This is a genomic window from Arcobacter roscoffensis, from assembly GCF_024267655.1.
GTDB lineage: Bacteria > Campylobacterota > Campylobacteria > Campylobacterales > Arcobacteraceae > Arcobacter_B > Arcobacter_B roscoffensis.
Genome location: NZ_CP100595.1, coordinates 2,153,618 through 2,170,313, shown reverse-complemented (window position 1 = coordinate 2,170,313; position 16,696 = coordinate 2,153,618). Strand labels below are relative to the sequence as shown.

Below are 16,696 nucleotides of genomic sequence, written 5' to 3'. Positions count from 1 at the left end.
ATTTTTTGGAAAAACTTTATTATAGTTATGAACTGTTCAAAGAGGACACTCAAAAGTTAGTAGATAGTTGTAGAGATTACGAGCCAGATATTTTACTTGCAGTAGCAAGAGGTGGCTTAACACTTTCTCATTTAATGGCTCAGGCTTTAGATATGAGAAACTTATACTCTTTAAATTCAATTCATTATGAAGGTGAATTAAAGCTTGATACATTTAATATTTTTAATATTCCAGATGTATCTCATGCAAAAAGAGTGTTAGTAGTTGATGATATTGTTGACTCTGGTGAAACAATGGAAGAGATTTTAAAAATTTTAAAAGAAAAATTTCCTACAGTTGAATTTAAACTTGCAACTATCTTTTATAAGAAAACTGCAGTTTTACAGCCTGATTATACTGTAAGAGAAGCTACTCAATGGATTGATTTCTTTTGGGAAGTTGACGTTAAATAATTACACTAGGTCAAAATATTAAATATTTTGACCTATAATCTACATAAAATATTACTTTTATAAATAAATTATAAAAGATTTAGCTAATTTTTACAAACTTGCTTGTATAATCTAAAAAAAACTAATGGACATAAAAAATGACATTTATAGAATTTAAGAAACTACTTTTAGACGCTGAACTTACAATACCAAAATTTACTGCATTAATTAAGGTGAGCGAGAAGAATATTCAAGCTTATAAAAAGAAAAAGGAAGTACCTAATGCAATTGCTGCTGTTGCAACTTGTTTTGCTAAAATGAATCAAGAAGGTATTGACTATAAGACATTAATTAATGATTTAGAGTTAAAGAAAAAAGAGAAAAAAGGTGCAGGTTTTTCTAAGAAAAAAGAAGAGAAAGATCAAGAGCCTCAATAGCTGTTACATACTATTAACATTTTTTTGATATACTTCGCAAAATTTAAAATTGGGAAGTATAATGTCACTTAATCAAAATTCAAAAAAATTTCTTGCAATCGCAAGTTTTTTATTTGCGTTGGCTATTGCTATAGGCGCTTTTGGTGCCCATGGCCTAAAATCAATTGTATCTGAAAAGATGCTAATTACTTACAATACAGGTGTGGAATATCACTTTTATAATACACTTGGACTTTTTGTTATTGCATTTCTTATGAATTTTAAACAAAATTCAAAGAAGCTAGTAATCTCTGCTTGGTTAGTATTAATAGGATTATTAATATTCTCATTTTCACTATATGCTTTAGTTTTATTAAATATGCCAATATTAGGAGCAGTAACTCCAATAGGTGGTTCTTTACTTATAATTGCTTGGTTGCTTACAACTTATGCTATTGTAAAGGAGTAATTTAATGACTGCAATGGAAAAAATACAAGAAATAAGAGATGCAAAGTGGTTCTCAAATTTAACAACTTTTATTATTCTTGCATATGCTTCAATCTTAGGGTTTAAAACTTTAGATGAAGTTGAAGGCCATTATGATCTTTTTTTGAGAGTTGCTGATTATTTTGTAACTGTTTATTTTGTATTTGAGTTAGCCATTAAAATGGTTGCTGAAAAGAAGTTTGTAAACTTCTTTAAATCAGGCTGGAATGTATTTGATTTTGTAATTGTTGTAATTACTCTTTTACCTTTAGAATCATCAAGTTTTGCAGCTATTGCTAGACTTATGAGGGTATTTAGAATTTTAAGGCTTTTTACAGCACGACCTGAATTAAAAGCAATAATAGATATGCTTATAAAAGCTATTCCTTCAATCATTGATATAGTTATTTTAATGTTTATTATATTCTATATTTATGCAATTATTGGAAGTTTCTTCTTTGTTGATTTACCATCTGGTTTATGGAAAGATTTCTTAATTTCAATGCTTACTTTATTTAGAGTTTTAACTTTTGAAGACTGGACAGATGTTATGTATGAGGCAATGGAAGTATATCCATGGGCATGGATATATTTTGTATCATTTGTAATTATTGCTGCATTTGTATTTTTCAATCTTTTTGTTGCAGTTATCATTGGAGAGATGCAAAAACTTCAAGAGGCTGAAATGAAAGAAGAGATTCATGAAGATAGTAAAAAGCTTGATGTTTTACTTAAAGAAGTAAAAAGTTTAAGAGAAGAGATTAGTGAACTAAAGAAGAAAGATACATGAAAAAAACATTTTCAATATTAGGTACTGGATGGTTAGGTTATGCCTTAGCTTGTAGTTTAAAAGAGGACTATAATGTTAAAGTGTCTATAAAAGATGACACAAGATTTGATTCTTTAAAGCATGAGGGCTTTAACCCTTATGTTTTAAATGAAAAGCAGCTTGATAGTTTAGACTCATTACTTGATTGTGATTTTTTATTTATTAACTATCCTCCCTCAAAATTTGAGGACTATCTTTTATTTTTACAAAAGATATATACTCATTCAAAAATCACAAATATCCAAAAGATATTTTTTATTAGTTCAACTTCTATTTATCCAAGTTTTGAAGAGTCTTTTACAGAAGAGTACAAGATAAAAAAAGAAGACTCAAAGCTGATAGTTTTTGAAGCAGAACAAGTGGCTAAAAGAAGTCATGTAATATTTAGATGTTCTGGTCTTATGGGAAATGATAGAATTGCTGGAAAATATTTTAGTGGTAAAGTTTTAAAAAGCTCAAATAAAAAAATAAATCATGTACATTTAGATGATGTAATAAGGGCAACTATTTTTGCAATAAAAAATGATATTGAAGGTATATACAATCTTTGTTCAAATACTCACCCTTTAAGAGATGATTTATATGAATCAAATGCAAAAAAGTATAATTTTGAAAAACCTATTTTGGAGTATACAAATAAAAAAGTTTTAAATCGAATAATTGATGGAAGTAGAATTGAGAGTTTAGGATTTAGGTATAAATACCAAAACCCTATGCAGTATGATTAGCCATTTGTATTAAAGGCTCTATCTCCTGCATCTCCTAGACCTGGTCTAATATATTTGTTTTCATCAAGTCTTTCATCAATTTGAGCAATATAGATATCTACATCTGGGTGAGCTTTTTGTACACTTTCAACTCCCTCTGGACAACCTAAAATATTTAATGAAATAATTCTTTTAGCACCCTTTGATTTTAAGTAGTCAATACCATCTATTAGTGAACCACCTGTTGCAATCATTGGATCTAATAGTAGAACAGTTTTATCTTCAATTGCAGGAATATTTTCATAAAATAGTTTACTTAAAGCAGTTTCTTCATCTCTTTTCATAGCTAAAAAACCACTTCTTGCATATGGAAGTGTTCTTAAAATACCTGTAAGCATTGGCTCCCCAGCTCTTAAAATTGGAACAAGTACTAGTTTTTGAACTTCAATCATTTCAACATCTAAGGCACCTTGCCAAGTATTGATATTTTGAGTTACTGTTTCAAAATCACTTAATGCTTCTGATACTATGATTCTTGAAATTTCTTCAATAGTTAATCTAAATTCATTTGAAGCAGTTCTTGTATCTCTTAATCTGTTTACTAAATGTTTAACAACAACATTAGAACTCTCTTTATACATATAAAATCCCCATTATTTTATTTTAAAGTTTATATAATACTGAAAAATTGCTTATAAATTGCATATAAATTTAATTTTTATTAACGATTAATTTGTTATCATTTTAGGTTAAATTTTTCACAAAGAGGTTTTATGAACGCCACTGATTACAATTTTAGAGTCAAGGATTCGATTTTAGGTTTACAATTTTTATTTGTAGCCTTTGGTGCACTTGTGCTTGTTCCTATTTTAACGGGACTAGATCCAAGTGTTGCACTTTTCACAGCTGGTATTGGTACTTTAGTATTTCAATTTGTAAATAGAGGAGCTATTCCTCCTATTTTTTTAGCATCTTCTTTTGCTTTTATTGCTCCTATTTCACATGGGGTTCAAACTTGGGGAATTGCAGCAACTATGTCAGGATTAGTAGCTGCTGGTTTATTATATGTATTTTTAAGTTTTCTAATTAGACTTAAAGGGGATGGCTTTTTACATAGACTTTTACCTGCTGTTGTTGTAGGTCCTGTAATTATGTCTATTGGACTTATTTTATCTCCTGTTGCAGTAAACTTAGCTATGGGAAAAACAGGTGACGGATCTGCTGTTCTTGTAGATTTTGATAAAGCAATTATCATATCAATGGTATCTTTGCTTGTAACTGTATTAGTATCTTTAAAAGCTAAAGGAATATTCAAACTTATTCCTATTTTATGTGGTATTATTGTAGGTTATGCCTTATCTTTATTTTATGGAATAGTTGATTTTTCAGCTTTTAAAAATGCAGCTTGGTTTGCAATACCAAATTTTACAGCACCTGAATTTAACTGGCATGCTATTTTATTTATATTGCCAATTGCTATAGCTCCTGCTATTGAACATATTGGAGATATGCTAGCTATTTCAAATGTTACGAAAAAAGATTACTTAAAAAAGCCAGGTTTAAAAAATACACTTCTAGGTGATGGTTTGGCTACTTCTGTTGCTTCATTATTTGGTGGACCACCAAATACTACATATTCGGAAGTTACAGGGGCAGTAACTGTTACAAAAGCTTATAATCCTGCAATTATGACTTGGGCTGCTATTTGTGCAATTGCACTTGCATTTGTTGGAAAACTTGGAGGTTTACTTGCAACTATTCCTACTGTTGTAATGGGTGGAATTATGCTTTTACTTTTTGGTATTATTGCAACTTTAGGTATTTCTACTTTAGTAAAAGCAAAAACTGATTTTACTTGTCCTAGAAATATGGTTATTGTTTCAATGATTTTAGTATTTTCTATTGGTGGAATGACATTTAACTTTGGTGGGGTTCCATTTTCTGGAATTGGTCTTGGAGCTATTGTTGGTATTATTTTAAATCTTGTTTTACCACAGCCAAGTAAAGATGAAAGTGATGAAGCAATCTAATCCTTTATCATAAAATATATGGCTATTTATTTAGCCATATACTTAAAACTACTTAAATTATAAACAAATCCTTTCTTTTTCTTTGATATAATCTTCTTCTAATTTAAAATCAAAGGAAACATTTATGGCAAAAGCTAAAGAACATCAATTTGATATTTCTGCAAAACTTGATATGCAAGAGATGAAAAATGCAGTAATTCAAGCTCAAAAAGAGATAGATAATAGATACGATTTTAAAGGTATCTCAAAAGAGATCGATTTTAACCAAGGTGCAAAAACTTTGACACTAATTAGTGCAAGTGATAATAAGATTGATGCTATGAAGGATATCTTAATTTCTAAAATGAATAAAAGAGGTTTATCTATTAACTCACTAGAGGAATTAAAAACAGAAGATTCAAGTGGTGCAAATAGAAAATTCACATACAAAGTTATTGATAGTATAGAAAAAGATGAAGCAAAAACTATTCAAAATGAAATCAAAAAACTAAAACTAAAAGTTACTGCTGTAAATCAAGGTGATGAGATAAGAGTTACAGGAAAAAATATTGATGACTTACAAACTGTAATGAAGCACTTAAAAAGTTTAGAGTTAAAAGCTCCACTTGTTTTTGATAACTTTAGATAGAAAATATGAAACTTTTGTACAATTAATCTGAAATTAATTGTATTTTATATATACTTACAAAGTTCAAAAAGGATAGTGTGATAGAAGACTCCTGAAGAAATAGTTTTAAAATTAAGTCTTAACCCTTAGTTTTTGTTAATAAACATAATATTTTAATCCACTTCTATCTATCTTTTTTGCTATTGTAATGAAGTGGACTATGTAAAAAATAGTTGTAGTTTTTATACTTTTACTACAACGCCAATAATAGGTTATTATATAATACTTTATATGAATTCTTCTTTCTTTTGTAGTGACCTAATACTCTTTAATATACCGCCTTACATAGTCTTTACTTCATTTATTACAAGGAATCTATCTTGGAACTTTTAATAATAAAATCTATATCTGTTGTTGTACTAGTTTTAACTCTTAGTTTTATTGCAGAAAAACTAAGTCCCAAAATCTCAGGTATTTTATCAGGACTTCCTGTAGGAAGCTCAATCACACTTTTATTTTTTGCAGTTGAAAATGGTGTAGATTATGTAACTAATGTAGCATTATATAATATACATGGTCTTTTTGCAGCACTTGCTTTTTGTATAGGTTATTATATTAGTACTTTTTATAAAGGTAAATTAGAGATTTCAATGAGTCTTTTAATCTCTTTCCTTTCTTATCTTTTAATCGCATATATTATATCATTTATTCCTCCACATATAATTTTTACACCTTTAATAGTTATAATATTAATGTTGATTTCATCTGTATATTTTGCAAAAAAACAGAATCATTCAATTGAAAAAAAAGAAAAAGTATCTTTTCTTGATTTACTTTTTAGGTCTATTATTACAATAGGTATTTTTTTAATTGTTTCAAGTCTACCTAAATATGTAGATCCAAATCTTGCTGGTATTTTTTCAGCCTTTCCTACTATTCTCTTGCCACTATTATTAATAATTCATTTTAGACATAGTAATTTACAAGCTAGAACTATAATAAAAAATACACCTTTTGGTTTAAGTTCGGTTGTTATTTATTCATTAGTGGTTTTTTATACTTATGAGCCTTATGGAATTTTAATAGGTACAGTTTTAGCTTTTGTAGCATCTGTTGTTTATATATTGATTCAAACAAAACTTATGAGAATTTTCAAATTAATTTAATTTACAAGAAATAAACAAACTTATATTATAATATCTCATATTTATAAATAGGATATATATGAGAGTACTACTATTAGAAGATGATATGGCATTAAATGATTTGCTAAGTGATCATTTGGAAGACAAAGGTTATGATGTTACTTTATGTACAAATGGACAAGAAGCATTAGAGTATTTAATAGATGAAAAGTTTGATTTTGCTCTACTTGATATAAATACTCCAATAATGACAGGAATAGAAGTTTTAAAAACTATAAGAGAAGATTACAAGAACAGTACTCCTGTAATAATTCTTACTGCTTATCAAGACACAAAACATTTAAAAGATTCATTTGAAAATGGTGTTGATGATTATATAAAAAAGCCCTTTGATTTAGAAGAATTAGACCAAAGAATTATGAAACTTTGTAGACAGTTTTCAATTGAGCAAAATAGTAATATACAAATTGATGAAAAACTATTTTTTGAACCTGACTCATGTTTGATATTATTAGATAATAAAAGTGTAAGTATTGCTCAAAAAGAAAGAGATATTTTAAAGTATTTTTGTAACCATAGAAATAGGGTAGTTTCTAGTGAAGAACTACTTCAAAACATTTGGGCTTATGAAGATATGCCAACTGATGCAACTATTAGGGTTTATATAAAAAATTTAAGAGAAATTATTGGAAAAGATAGAATAAAAACTATTAGAGGTATAGGGTATAAATTTGAATAAAAATGAAAGAAAAGCCCTTATTAGTTTTCTTAGTATTTATATTGGTTCAGCCATACTTTTGATTAGTATTATGCTTTATTTATACTATAACAATGAAGTTAGAATGTTAAAAGATAGTTGTAGTATGGAAATAAGTAGTGTTTCTATGGAAATAAAAAGTGAAATACTTGATAGCTATATGAAAAATAAAAGGTTTATTCCTAAAGATTATGGAAGTGATCATATAAGATATGCTTTATATGATGAAGATAAAAAACTTTTATATTCAAGTTTAGATGGGCAAAAATATGTTGACTTATCAAAAAGTAAATATGTGGAAGATATATATGATTTTTATATTGTTAAACTAAATGAACCCTCAGTTCCAACTGAATATATTGTTTTAGAGTCTTGTAGAGAGTATCAAGATACAAACAAACTAAAAGTATATATAATAGTTGTACTGATTTTAAGTTCAGTGTTTATTGGAATAATTGCTTATTTATTGGCTAAAATTCTCTTAAAACCAGTTAGAGAGAAAGTGGAACATATGGATAGGTTTATAAAAGATTCAGCACATGAGTTAAATACTCCAATTTCAGTTTTATTAACATCTGTTTCCATGCTTAAAAAAGGTAAAAATCCTGAAAAGATGATGAAATACATTTTAAGTAGTTCAAAACAAATATCACAAATTTACAATGACATACACTTTTCTGCTTTTAATGCTTCAAATGAAGATGTAATAGAAGAGTTTGATTTAAAAGAACTTGTTCAAGAAAGTGTTGATTATTTTAATGATATTTCAATCACTAAAAATATTGAAATAAAAGCAGACTTAGATGATTGTATTTTATTTATGGATAAAACAAAAACACAAAAAATTGTAAATAATCTTATTTCAAATTCTGTTAAATATAGTCATAATAACTCTAATGTTGAGGTCAGTATTAAAGAGAATATTTTAAGTGTAAAAGATTTTGGTGTGGGTATTTCAAAAAAAGAGCAAAAAGAGATTTTCAAAAGATATAAAAGAGGTAGCAATAATATAGAAGGTGGTTTTGGAATAGGTCTTGATATAGTAAAAAGAATATCAAGTGAATATGACTTAAAATTACAGTTAGATTCAAAACTTGATGAGGGTACAACTTTTTATATAAACTTCTCATCTGTAATCACTGGTGCTAAATGTGATATAAAAGATAAAGAAATTTAAAAGAGTTTTTATAATAAAAGCAATAGAATACAAAAAATAAAAAGAGATAAAATGAATAATATTATTAAAGATTTTAAAACAAGTGATTTAGAAAATACAAAGTTTGTTCATCCATTAAGACTAACATATAATCAAAATGGTAAAAATAAAGCTTGGGAAGCTGTAAAAAGTCATGATAGTGTAGCTGTACTTTTATACCATGAAGAAAAACACTCTTTTTTATTAGTAAAGCAGTTTAGGCCTCCTGTGTATTTAAATGATAATAGTAAATTATGTACTTATGAACTTTGTGCAGGTATTATTGATAAAGAAAAATCCCTTGAAGAAATAGTAAAAGAAGAAATAGATGAGGAATGTGGATATAAAGTAGAAGTTGATTCTATTTTAAAGGTCACTTCATTTTATACGAATGTAGGAGTTAGTGGATCTAAACAGCATTTATATTTTGCAAAGATAAATAACTCTATGTTGTCTCATAAGGGTGGAGGAATAAATGATGAACAAATTGAACTTATGTATCTTCCACTAGATGAGAGTGATGAGTTTATTTTTGATGAAAGTAAAGCTAAAACACCAGGTCTTATGTTCTCTTTTTATTGGTTTATGAAGAATAAAAATAGTTTAGGAATAAAATGAGTAGAAGATTTATATACCTTTTTTTAATCACACCTTTTTTTCTTTTTGCAAATGAGCCTATGGTTAAAGTGGATAATACTTTTATTACAAAGTATGAGTATGGAAAAATGCTTTATACTAATCCTAGAGGAATAGGGTGCAATACTTGCCATGGAAATGATGCAAAAGGAAAAAAAATAGTTAGTTTCACTCATACTTATAGAAAAAAACAATATGAGTGTGATTTAGTAGCTCCAAGTATTAAAGAAGCTGATTATAAGGTTTTTTCAAAAAAAATTAACTCAAAAAGAAACCCTTCAAAGAAGTTTCCCAAAGAGCAAGTATGCGAAAAACTTATATATTATGCAAATGTAATGCCTACATATTTTTTAGTAGAAGAAGAAATCGCAGCAATTTACTACTATGTGAAAAATTTAAAGTAAGCTCTATCTAGATAGGGCTATACCAAATCCAATTCTATTTATCTTTTTGTCATAATCTATTAAGCTATCTCCATAACCTGAAAACACTTGAATAAATCCATATGTATTTGAAGATGATATAAAACTTGGAAAAGGAAAAGTCCAGTCAAGTTGAACTGCACCTTTATTTTCTGAATTAAATTTCATATTATTACGAACCATTAATTCAAAAACTTGATCTTTATAAGGGTATAAAAGTTTTAAGTCTCCATATCCATAATAATCTTCAATATCTGGATTATCATCATCTGCTTTTTCAGGAATTCTATACCAAACTCTAGGAACTACAAACATTTTTGATAGCTGTAAATACCCTTCTAGGTAGATTCTATTCCATGATCTTGAAAACTCATTGTTTCTACCGTTTGATTGATGATTTAAAGCTATTTTATAACCTTTTAATGTCTCACTATTTTTATAAGGAAACTGTACAAATATTTCTGGTTCATAGTTAGTTTCCCTAAATGGTGCAGAATCAGCACTTGTTTGCCAAAAAGATTTTTGAGTATATGCAAATGATATTGACTCATCTAGACCTAGAAAATTATATGTCATAGGTTTTTCAATACTAAATTGAAATTTTGTTTCAAATCTTTCTCTATCACTTTTTCTATTATCATCAAATGTCACTGGAAGTAAATAGTTCATTTGATAAGGATACAAACCAAAGTTTTTTGTAAGAATCTGTTTTATAGCTTTGTTTGCTTCTTTATCTTCTGTTTTATTTATGAGTTTTTCATAAAAATCACTTTTTAACTTAGTGAAAGTTTGTACTTGATAGTTTTGATCTTTTGATTTATCAACTAAGTACTGATCGTTAGATTGAGCAGTTTTATTTGAAGTTTCATATGCTTTTTTATACATAATCATAGCATTTTTGTAATCACCTATTTTTTCATATTCCTGAGCTTTTTTATAAATCTTACTTGTGTCATTTGCCCAAAGAAAACTTATTGTAAATATTAGTAATATTTTTACTTTTAACATTTTATCTCTTTTTTTGTTTTTTGAATTTTACAATAATAGTGTTTAGCTTTCTATTTTTATCAAAAACTTATTTGAAAATATATATTTTCGCAGGATAAAAGAGAGATAATGCTATAATCCCTAAAAAATTAATAAAAGGTTAATATATGCTTGTTGCACCTTCGATTTTATCGGCTGATTTTGGAAAGTTAGATGAAGAAATAAAAGCAATTTGTGATGGTGGATGTGATTTAATTCATGTTGATGTTATGGATGGACATTTTGTTCCAAATATGACAATTGGTCCAGTTGTAGTAAACCCAGTAGCTAAAGCTGCTACAAAGCCTCTTGATGTACACTTGATGGTTGAAAACAATACTTTTTTTGTTGAGCTTTTTGCTCCATTAAAGCCTGAATATATATCTTTTCATATTGAAAGTGAGAAACATCCTCATAGACTTATTCAAAAAATTAGATCATACGGAATTAAACCTGCTATTGTTTTAAATCCACATACTACTCCTGAAACAATTGAGTATTTATTAGAAGATTTAGATATGGTTTTATTAATGTCTGTAAACCCTGGTTTTGGTGGACAAAAGTTTATCACATCTGTTGTTGAAAAAACTAAAAAATTAAAAGAGTTAATTAATAAAAGAAATCCAAACTGTTTAATTGAAGTTGATGGTGGTGTAAATGATAAGAATATCCATGAACTTAAAGAAGCAGGTGTTGATGTAGTTGTTGCTGGATCTTATGTATTTGGAAATGATGATTACTCAAAAGCGATTAAAAGCCTACAGGTGTAAAAATGAGAGTTAAAATTTGTGGTATCACAAATCTTGAAGATGCACTTGATGCAATACAAGCGGGAGCTTCAGCTCTTGGCTTTGTATTTTATGAAAAATCACCTAGATATATAGAGCCTTTTGAAGCAAGAAAAATTGTAGATAAACTACCTCCTTTTATTCAAACCGTAGGACTTTTTGTAAATGAATCAACAAATTATATAAATCAAGTTTGCACTAATGCTAAAATGCAAATAGCTCAAATAATTGATGATGATAATTACACTGAACTAGAATCATTAGAAATAAAATATATAGAAGTTATAAGAGCAAAAAATAAAAATGACTTATTAAATATAGATGATAAGTATTATTTAGTAGATGCTTTTGTAGAGAGTTTTGGCGGTGCAGGAAAAAGAGTAGCTCTTGATTGGTTTGATGAGGTTGATTGCTCTAAAATTGTACTTGCAGGTGGTTTAACTTATGAAAATATAAAAGAACTAAAGGGCTATAACTTTTTTGCTATTGATGTAAGTTCTGGTGTTGAAGCATCAAAGGGTAAAAAAGATAAAGATAAAATGATTAAATTTATAAAAGCTTCAAATGAAATCTAGAAAAAGACTAATTCCAAAACCTTCTTTTAAAATAGAAAATATAATCCAAAAACTAGAAAAAGAAAAAATTGAATACAATGACTTTTTAGCACTTTTAGAAAAAGCTAATGATACATTTTTTGATACACCTGAATTGGAATTTGAATTACTTTTATCAAATGGTTTACCTTTAGAACTAGATGAAGAAAACTATATATTTTTAAAAACAGCACACACAAAAATAGAAGATCAAGTTTTTTGTATTGTTGATATTGAAACAAATGGATCTTGTGTTAAAAAAGGTGCTCAAGTTATAGAAATAGGTGCTATTAAATATAAAAATGACAAAGTCATTGATAAGTTTGAGTCTTTGGTTCATGCGAAAAAAATACCTGAATATATACAAGAAGTAACACAAATAAATCCAAAAATGCTAGAAGACTCACCTATTGTTGAAAAGGTTTTAAAAGAGTTTAAACTCTTTTTGGGCGATGATCTTTTTATTGCTCATAATATTAAGTTTGATTATGGGTTTATATCTGATTCTTTTGAAAAATATGATTTAGGAAAACTTTATAATAGAAAACTTTGTACTATTGATTTAGCTAGAAGGTGTATTGAGTCTGAAAAGTATGGTTTAAGAGCTTTGAAAGAGACTTTAGATATTGATGTAGATAATCATCACAGAGCTTATTATGATGCACTTGCAACTACTTATATCTTGAAAGAATGTATATCAAATTTAGAGAATAAAGATATTACTAGTGAAGATTTGATAATATTTTCAAAGAGTTCAAAAGTAAAACAAAAAACTATACAGAAACAAAATAATAAAAAGGAAGAATAAATGTTTTCACAAGAAGTTTATTTAAAAGCCTTAGCTTATGCATCAAAAGCCCACGGTGAACAAAAAACTCCAAAGGGTCATCCTTATGTTGTTCATATTACAAGTGTTGCTATGGAAGTTATACATGCTTGTGAAAAGTCAGGTCTTGATGAAGAAAAGTCAAACTTGGCAATAGTATGTGCTTTACTACATGATACAATTGAAGATACTGATATTACTTATGATCATTTGTATACTCATTTCTCTCCTGAGGTTGCTGATGGAGTTGAGGCTTTAAGTAAAAATAAAAATTTAAAGACTAAAAAAGAGCAAATGCAAGATAGTTTAGAAAAATTAATGAACCAACCTTATGAGGTTCAAATGGTAAAATTAGCTGATAGAATAACAAATTTATCAAAACCTCCAAAACATTGGAACAATGAAAAAAAGAAAAACTATCTTGGTGAAGCAAAATTTATTTTATCTTGTCTAAAAAATTCTAATATTCACTTATCTGTAAGACTTGAAGAAAAAATAAAAGAGTATGAAGAGTTTATGGACTAAAATAAAAAAGAGTTTATAATAGTTTTTAATTTTGAACATAAAAAAAGGGAAGTGGTTTTGTCACTTCCCTTTTTTAGTTTTCATAATATTTTATTATGAAGCTTGTGCATCCTGAGCTTCTTTTGCATACTTATAACCTAAGTCATAAGCTTTATTATTAATATCATGTACTTTTGCAGGTACTTTTGAAAGCATAGTTTCTCTTAGTCTTTCAGCTGGAATAGTTTCCCCTGTAAAGTAGTTAGCAATTGATAATGCTAATACAGATTGAGTAATAACATTTCCAACTTCTTCTTTTGCAATAGTAATAATAGGAATCTCAACGATATTCCATGTTTTTCTATCTTCTTCTGTAGGCTTAACTAGGTTTGGTTCAATTACAATTGTTCCACCTGGTTTAACATCACCTTTAAATTGTTGGTAAGATACATTAGCAACTGATAACATAAAGTCAATTTCACCTTTATTTGCATATGGGTATAAAATTTCTTCATCTTGTAAAGTAATATCAACAACTGTTGGACCACCTCTTACTTGAGATGTATAAGTTGAAGTTTTTAAACCATAACCACCATCATTAATCTTAGCAGCTGCGAAAATCGCACCTGCAAGAAGAACACCTTGTCCACCAACTCCTGTAAATCTCATTAACGTTCTATTAGCTGCCATGATGTTTCTCCTTATAATTCTACTGCTGTTTTAGTTCTGTGAGCTTCTTTTACTTTTTCGTATGCTTCACAGTACTCTTGTGCTTCAGTATCGTGTTTTAAGATACCTGTAGGGAATAATCCTGTTTGCTCTTCAGCTTCTAATTTATCAAATTTAGCTTTACCAATTGAGATAGATTTAATCCACTCTAAGTTAGCCATAGCTGTAGCCATTTTATTTTTTCTTCCTAAGTTAACGTGACAGTTAGAGAATACTTCAATAAATGAGAATCCAGTATGTTGGAAACCTTTAACTAAAACTCTTTCAAGTTTTTTAGGATCTAACATAGTTTCTCTTGCAACAAATGAAGCTCCTGCTGCTTCAACTAGTTTACAAGCATCAAATGTAGGATCGATATTACCTCTACTCATTGTAACTGTCCACATACCTTGAGGAGTAGTTGGAGAAGTTTGAGAGTTTGTTAATCCATAAATAAAGTTATTGATAATAATGTAGTTAAGATCAATATTTCTTCTTGATGCGTGGATCGTATGGTTACCACCAATAGCAAGACCATCACCATCTCCACCAACAACAATAACTTTCTTTTCAGGGTTTGCTAATTTAATACCTGTTGCATATGCTAATGTTCTACCATGAGTTGTATGTACTGTATTACAGTTGATGTAAGAAGAGAATCTTCCTGAACATCCAATACCAGAAACAACACATACGTCATCCATATTCCAACCAGTTTTTTCAATGGCTCTAATTACAGATTTTAAAATAACTCCATCACCACATCCCCAACACCATAGTGTTGGCATTTTGTCTGTTCTTAAATATTCATCATAATTAAATGCCATGATTACATTCCTTTCACTTTTTCAATAATCTCTAATGGAGATAAAGGTCTTCCATTTACTTTAAATAATGTATCAAAGTCAGATCTTCCAGATACTCTTTGTACTTCATCTGCAAATTGACCCATATTTAATTCAGTAACTAATACCTTATCAAATTTGTCCATTAATTCTTTAATTCTTTTTGCTGGGCTTGGCCAAATTGTAAGTGGTCTAAACATACCAACTTTAATTCCCTCAGCTCTTAATCTGTTAATTGCTTCAGTTGCACCTAATGAAACTGAACCATATGCGATAATCATAATATCTGCATCTTCTAACATATACTCTTCATTTAATTCTAATTCATCAGTATGTGCATCAACTTTGTTGAATAATCTTTTCATTAAAGCATCACAAGTATCAGCATCTTCTGTTGGGTGACCTGTTGGTCCATGGTGTAATCCAGTAAAGTGGTATCTATAACCTTCAAACATTGGGTTTAATACTGCTGGCTCATCTTCAGCAACACCATAAGGTTTATACTCTTTTGGATCACCTTCAAATTTCTTTCTTGAAATTTTTGAAGCTTGAATTTCTTCTAAGTCAGGAATTGTAGTTTTACCACTCATGTGACCAATTGTTTCATCTAATAAAATAAATACAGGTTGCATGAATCTATCAGCTAAATTAAATGCTCTTACTGTTTCAGTGTAACACTCAGTTAAGTTCCCAGGACATAATGTAATAGATTTTACATCTCCATGAGTAGGGTTCTTAGCTTGTAATAAGTCACCTTGTGCAACTCTTGTTGGTAAACCAGTTGATGGACCACCTCTCATTACATTTACTACTACTAAAGGAACTTCTGAAATATATCCAACACCTAAGTTTTCAGCTTTTAATGAAATACCAGGTCCAGATGAAGCTGTCATAGATCTTTTTCCTGACATAGCTGCACCTAATGCAGTACAAATACCAGAAATTTCGTCTTCCATTTGGATACAAGCTTTTCCTCTTGCAGGAAGTGCTGAAGATAAAACGTGCATTATTTCACTTGAAGGAGTAATAGGGTACCCACCAAAAAACTCAAGATCTGAGTCAAGTGCAGCTTTAGCTGCTAATTCGTTACCTGTTGAAATTAGTTCTCTTGCCATTAATTCTCCTTAAGCCTCATCTTCATCTAAAATTCTATAGTTATTTTTGATAACTTTTTCTTTTCTTTCTTTTGCTTCATCTGATAATTTAGCAAATTTAAACTCTTTTCTATCAGCTACGTAAATAGCGAAATCTGGACATGCAAGTTCACAGTCAGTACAACCAATACATGAATCTGGATGAACAACTTTAATCATCGAACCTAAAGTTGAAGTAATCTCTTGTCTCATAGCAAGAACACCAGCTGGACAAACAGAAACACACTTATCACATGCTTTACATCTATCTTCATTCACCCAAACAGGAGTGTTTGCAGGAGCTTCCATATTAGACATAATTTCCCCTTAATTATTTTTTATTTATCAATAGTTGAATAAATCTCAATTATTATTGTTGAATGATAACCTATATCACATCTAAAAATTAATTAAAACAAGCATTTTGAATTCTTAATTTCTCTATTGTTACATTTTGCTACACGATTTTTTCAAGTGTATAATTAGTGGCTTTGAAACTATGTTTTAGCTTAATTATTATTGCTAATTTTGTATTAAAAGATATGGTTAAATTAAGTTTAAAATTTATCTAGGATTTTTTTGATATAATATCTAAAATAATAAAGGATAGT

General features: G+C 28.5%; 22 protein-coding genes. 16 read left to right on the top strand and 6 right to left on the bottom strand.

Translation table 11 applies throughout. The annotated features are described in order from the left end of the window. Positions 1-5: 5 nt before the first annotated feature. The 5 genes from NJU99_RS10285 (at position 6) to NJU99_RS10265 (ending at position 2,891) form a co-directional block, all read left to right on the top strand. Positions 6-452: a phosphoribosyltransferase gene (locus tag NJU99_RS10285; RefSeq protein WP_254575834.1), complete on the top strand. Its 447-nt coding sequence runs from the start codon at positions 6-8 to the stop codon at positions 450-452. Positions 453-589: 137 nt separating this feature from the next. Next, positions 590-868, top strand: coding sequence for a hypothetical protein (locus tag NJU99_RS10280; protein WP_254575833.1), 279 nt, complete (start codon positions 590-592; stop codon positions 866-868). A 61-nt stretch (positions 869-929) separates the two neighbouring features. Beyond that, positions 930-1,316 carry a DUF423 domain-containing protein gene (locus tag NJU99_RS10275; protein WP_254575832.1) on the top strand — a complete coding sequence of 129 codons (387 nt, stop codon included), beginning with the start codon at positions 930-932 and terminating at the stop codon, positions 1,314-1,316. Between the two features lie 4 nt (positions 1,317-1,320). After that, on the top strand, positions 1,321-2,124 hold the full coding sequence (locus tag NJU99_RS10270) for an ion transporter (protein ID WP_254575831.1): 804 nt from the start codon (positions 1,321-1,323) through the stop codon (positions 2,122-2,124). Next, positions 2,121-2,891: a Rossmann-fold NAD(P)-binding domain-containing protein gene (locus NJU99_RS10265; RefSeq protein WP_254575830.1), complete on the top strand. Its 771-nt coding sequence runs from the start codon at positions 2,121-2,123 to the stop codon at positions 2,889-2,891. The genes NJU99_RS10270 and NJU99_RS10265 overlap by 4 nt, the downstream gene beginning before the upstream one ends. On the opposite strand, the gene upp is transcribed toward NJU99_RS10265, so the two are convergent. Beyond that, positions 2,888-3,511 (bottom strand): uracil phosphoribosyltransferase, encoded by a 624-nt coding sequence (gene upp / locus NJU99_RS10260; protein ID WP_254575829.1) that lies wholly within the window; start codon positions 3,509-3,511, stop codon positions 2,888-2,890. The two genes, NJU99_RS10265 and upp, sit on opposite strands and share 4 nt — an antisense overlap. A gap of 132 nt (positions 3,512-3,643) precedes the next feature. Here upp and NJU99_RS10255 point away from each other — a divergent pair, with 132 nt between their 5' ends. The 7 genes from NJU99_RS10255 to NJU99_RS10225 all read left to right on the top strand — a co-directional run bounded on the left by NJU99_RS10255 (position 3,644) and on the right by NJU99_RS10225 (position 9,644). Then, complete coding sequence (locus NJU99_RS10255) at positions 3,644-4,900, top strand: uracil-xanthine permease family protein (protein ID WP_254575828.1); 1,257 nt, start codon at positions 3,644-3,646, stop codon at positions 4,898-4,900. A gap of 124 nt (positions 4,901-5,024) precedes the next feature. Beyond that, positions 5,025-5,528 carry a YajQ family cyclic di-GMP-binding protein gene (locus NJU99_RS10250; RefSeq protein WP_254575827.1) on the top strand — a complete coding sequence of 168 codons (504 nt, stop codon included), beginning with the start codon at positions 5,025-5,027 and terminating at the stop codon, positions 5,526-5,528. A gap of 359 nt (positions 5,529-5,887) precedes the next feature. Then, entirely contained in the window at positions 5,888-6,673 is a 786-nt protein-coding gene (locus NJU99_RS10245; RefSeq protein ID WP_254575826.1) for a hypothetical protein, read from the top strand. Positions 6,674-6,731: 58 nt separating this feature from the next. Then, positions 6,732-7,391, top strand: a complete 660-nt coding sequence (locus NJU99_RS10240; RefSeq protein WP_254575825.1) for a response regulator transcription factor — start codon at positions 6,732-6,734, stop codon at positions 7,389-7,391. Next, entirely contained in the window at positions 7,384-8,586 is a 1,203-nt protein-coding gene (locus NJU99_RS10235; protein WP_254575824.1) for a sensor histidine kinase, read from the top strand. Before NJU99_RS10240 ends, NJU99_RS10235 begins: the two co-directional genes overlap by 8 nt. A gap of 51 nt (positions 8,587-8,637) precedes the next feature. Beyond that, positions 8,638-9,222: an NUDIX domain-containing protein gene (locus NJU99_RS10230; protein WP_254575823.1), complete on the top strand. Its 585-nt coding sequence runs from the start codon at positions 8,638-8,640 to the stop codon at positions 9,220-9,222. Then, the gene (locus NJU99_RS10225; protein WP_254575822.1) at positions 9,219-9,644 is read left to right on the top strand and encodes a c-type cytochrome; all 426 of its coding nucleotides are present in this window, start codon (positions 9,219-9,221) and stop codon (positions 9,642-9,644) included. The genes NJU99_RS10230 and NJU99_RS10225 overlap by 4 nt, the downstream gene beginning before the upstream one ends. A 3-nt stretch (positions 9,645-9,647) precedes the next feature. Here NJU99_RS10225 and NJU99_RS10220 read toward each other — a convergent pair whose 3' ends face one another. Next, the gene (locus NJU99_RS10220) at positions 9,648-10,670 is read right to left on the bottom strand and encodes a phospholipase A (protein WP_254575821.1); all 1,023 of its coding nucleotides are present in this window, start codon (positions 10,668-10,670) and stop codon (positions 9,648-9,650) included. Positions 10,671-10,816: 146 nt separating this feature from the next. Here NJU99_RS10220 and rpe point away from each other — a divergent pair, with 146 nt between their 5' ends. The 4 genes from rpe to NJU99_RS10200 are packed head-to-tail and all read left to right on the top strand — an operon-like array spanning position 10,817 to position 13,420. After that, positions 10,817-11,458, top strand: coding sequence for a ribulose-phosphate 3-epimerase (gene rpe, locus NJU99_RS10215; protein ID WP_254575820.1), 642 nt, complete (start codon positions 10,817-10,819; stop codon positions 11,456-11,458). 2 nt (positions 11,459-11,460) lie between these two features. Continuing rightward, the gene (locus tag NJU99_RS10210; protein WP_254575819.1) at positions 11,461-12,051 is read left to right on the top strand and encodes a phosphoribosylanthranilate isomerase; all 591 of its coding nucleotides are present in this window, start codon (positions 11,461-11,463) and stop codon (positions 12,049-12,051) included. Beyond that, on the top strand, positions 12,041-12,877 hold the full coding sequence (locus tag NJU99_RS10205; protein WP_254575818.1) for a 3'-5' exonuclease: 837 nt from the start codon (positions 12,041-12,043) through the stop codon (positions 12,875-12,877). The genes NJU99_RS10210 and NJU99_RS10205 overlap by 11 nt, the downstream gene beginning before the upstream one ends. Further along, positions 12,878-13,420 (top strand): HD domain-containing protein, encoded by a 543-nt coding sequence (locus tag NJU99_RS10200; protein WP_254575817.1) that lies wholly within the window; start codon positions 12,878-12,880, stop codon positions 13,418-13,420. Between the two features lie 93 nt (positions 13,421-13,513). On the opposite strand, the gene NJU99_RS10195 is transcribed toward NJU99_RS10200, so the two are convergent. The 4 genes from NJU99_RS10195 to NJU99_RS10180 are packed head-to-tail and all read right to left on the bottom strand — an operon-like array spanning position 13,514 to position 16,403. Beyond that, positions 13,514-14,089 (bottom strand): 2-oxoglutarate:acceptor oxidoreductase subunit OorC, encoded by a 576-nt coding sequence (locus NJU99_RS10195; RefSeq protein ID WP_254575816.1) that lies wholly within the window; start codon positions 14,087-14,089, stop codon positions 13,514-13,516. An 11-nt stretch (positions 14,090-14,100) separates the two neighbouring features. After that, positions 14,101-14,934, bottom strand: coding sequence for a 2-oxoglutarate ferredoxin oxidoreductase subunit beta (locus tag NJU99_RS10190; protein ID WP_254575815.1), 834 nt, complete (start codon positions 14,932-14,934; stop codon positions 14,101-14,103). 2 nt (positions 14,935-14,936) lie between these two features. After that, positions 14,937-16,067, bottom strand: coding sequence for a 2-oxoglutarate synthase subunit alpha (locus NJU99_RS10185; RefSeq protein WP_254575814.1), 1,131 nt, complete (start codon positions 16,065-16,067; stop codon positions 14,937-14,939). A gap of 9 nt (positions 16,068-16,076) precedes the next feature. Continuing rightward, on the bottom strand, positions 16,077-16,403 hold the full coding sequence (locus NJU99_RS10180; protein ID WP_254575813.1) for a 4Fe-4S dicluster domain-containing protein: 327 nt from the start codon (positions 16,401-16,403) through the stop codon (positions 16,077-16,079). Positions 16,404-16,696: the final 293 nt, after the last annotated feature.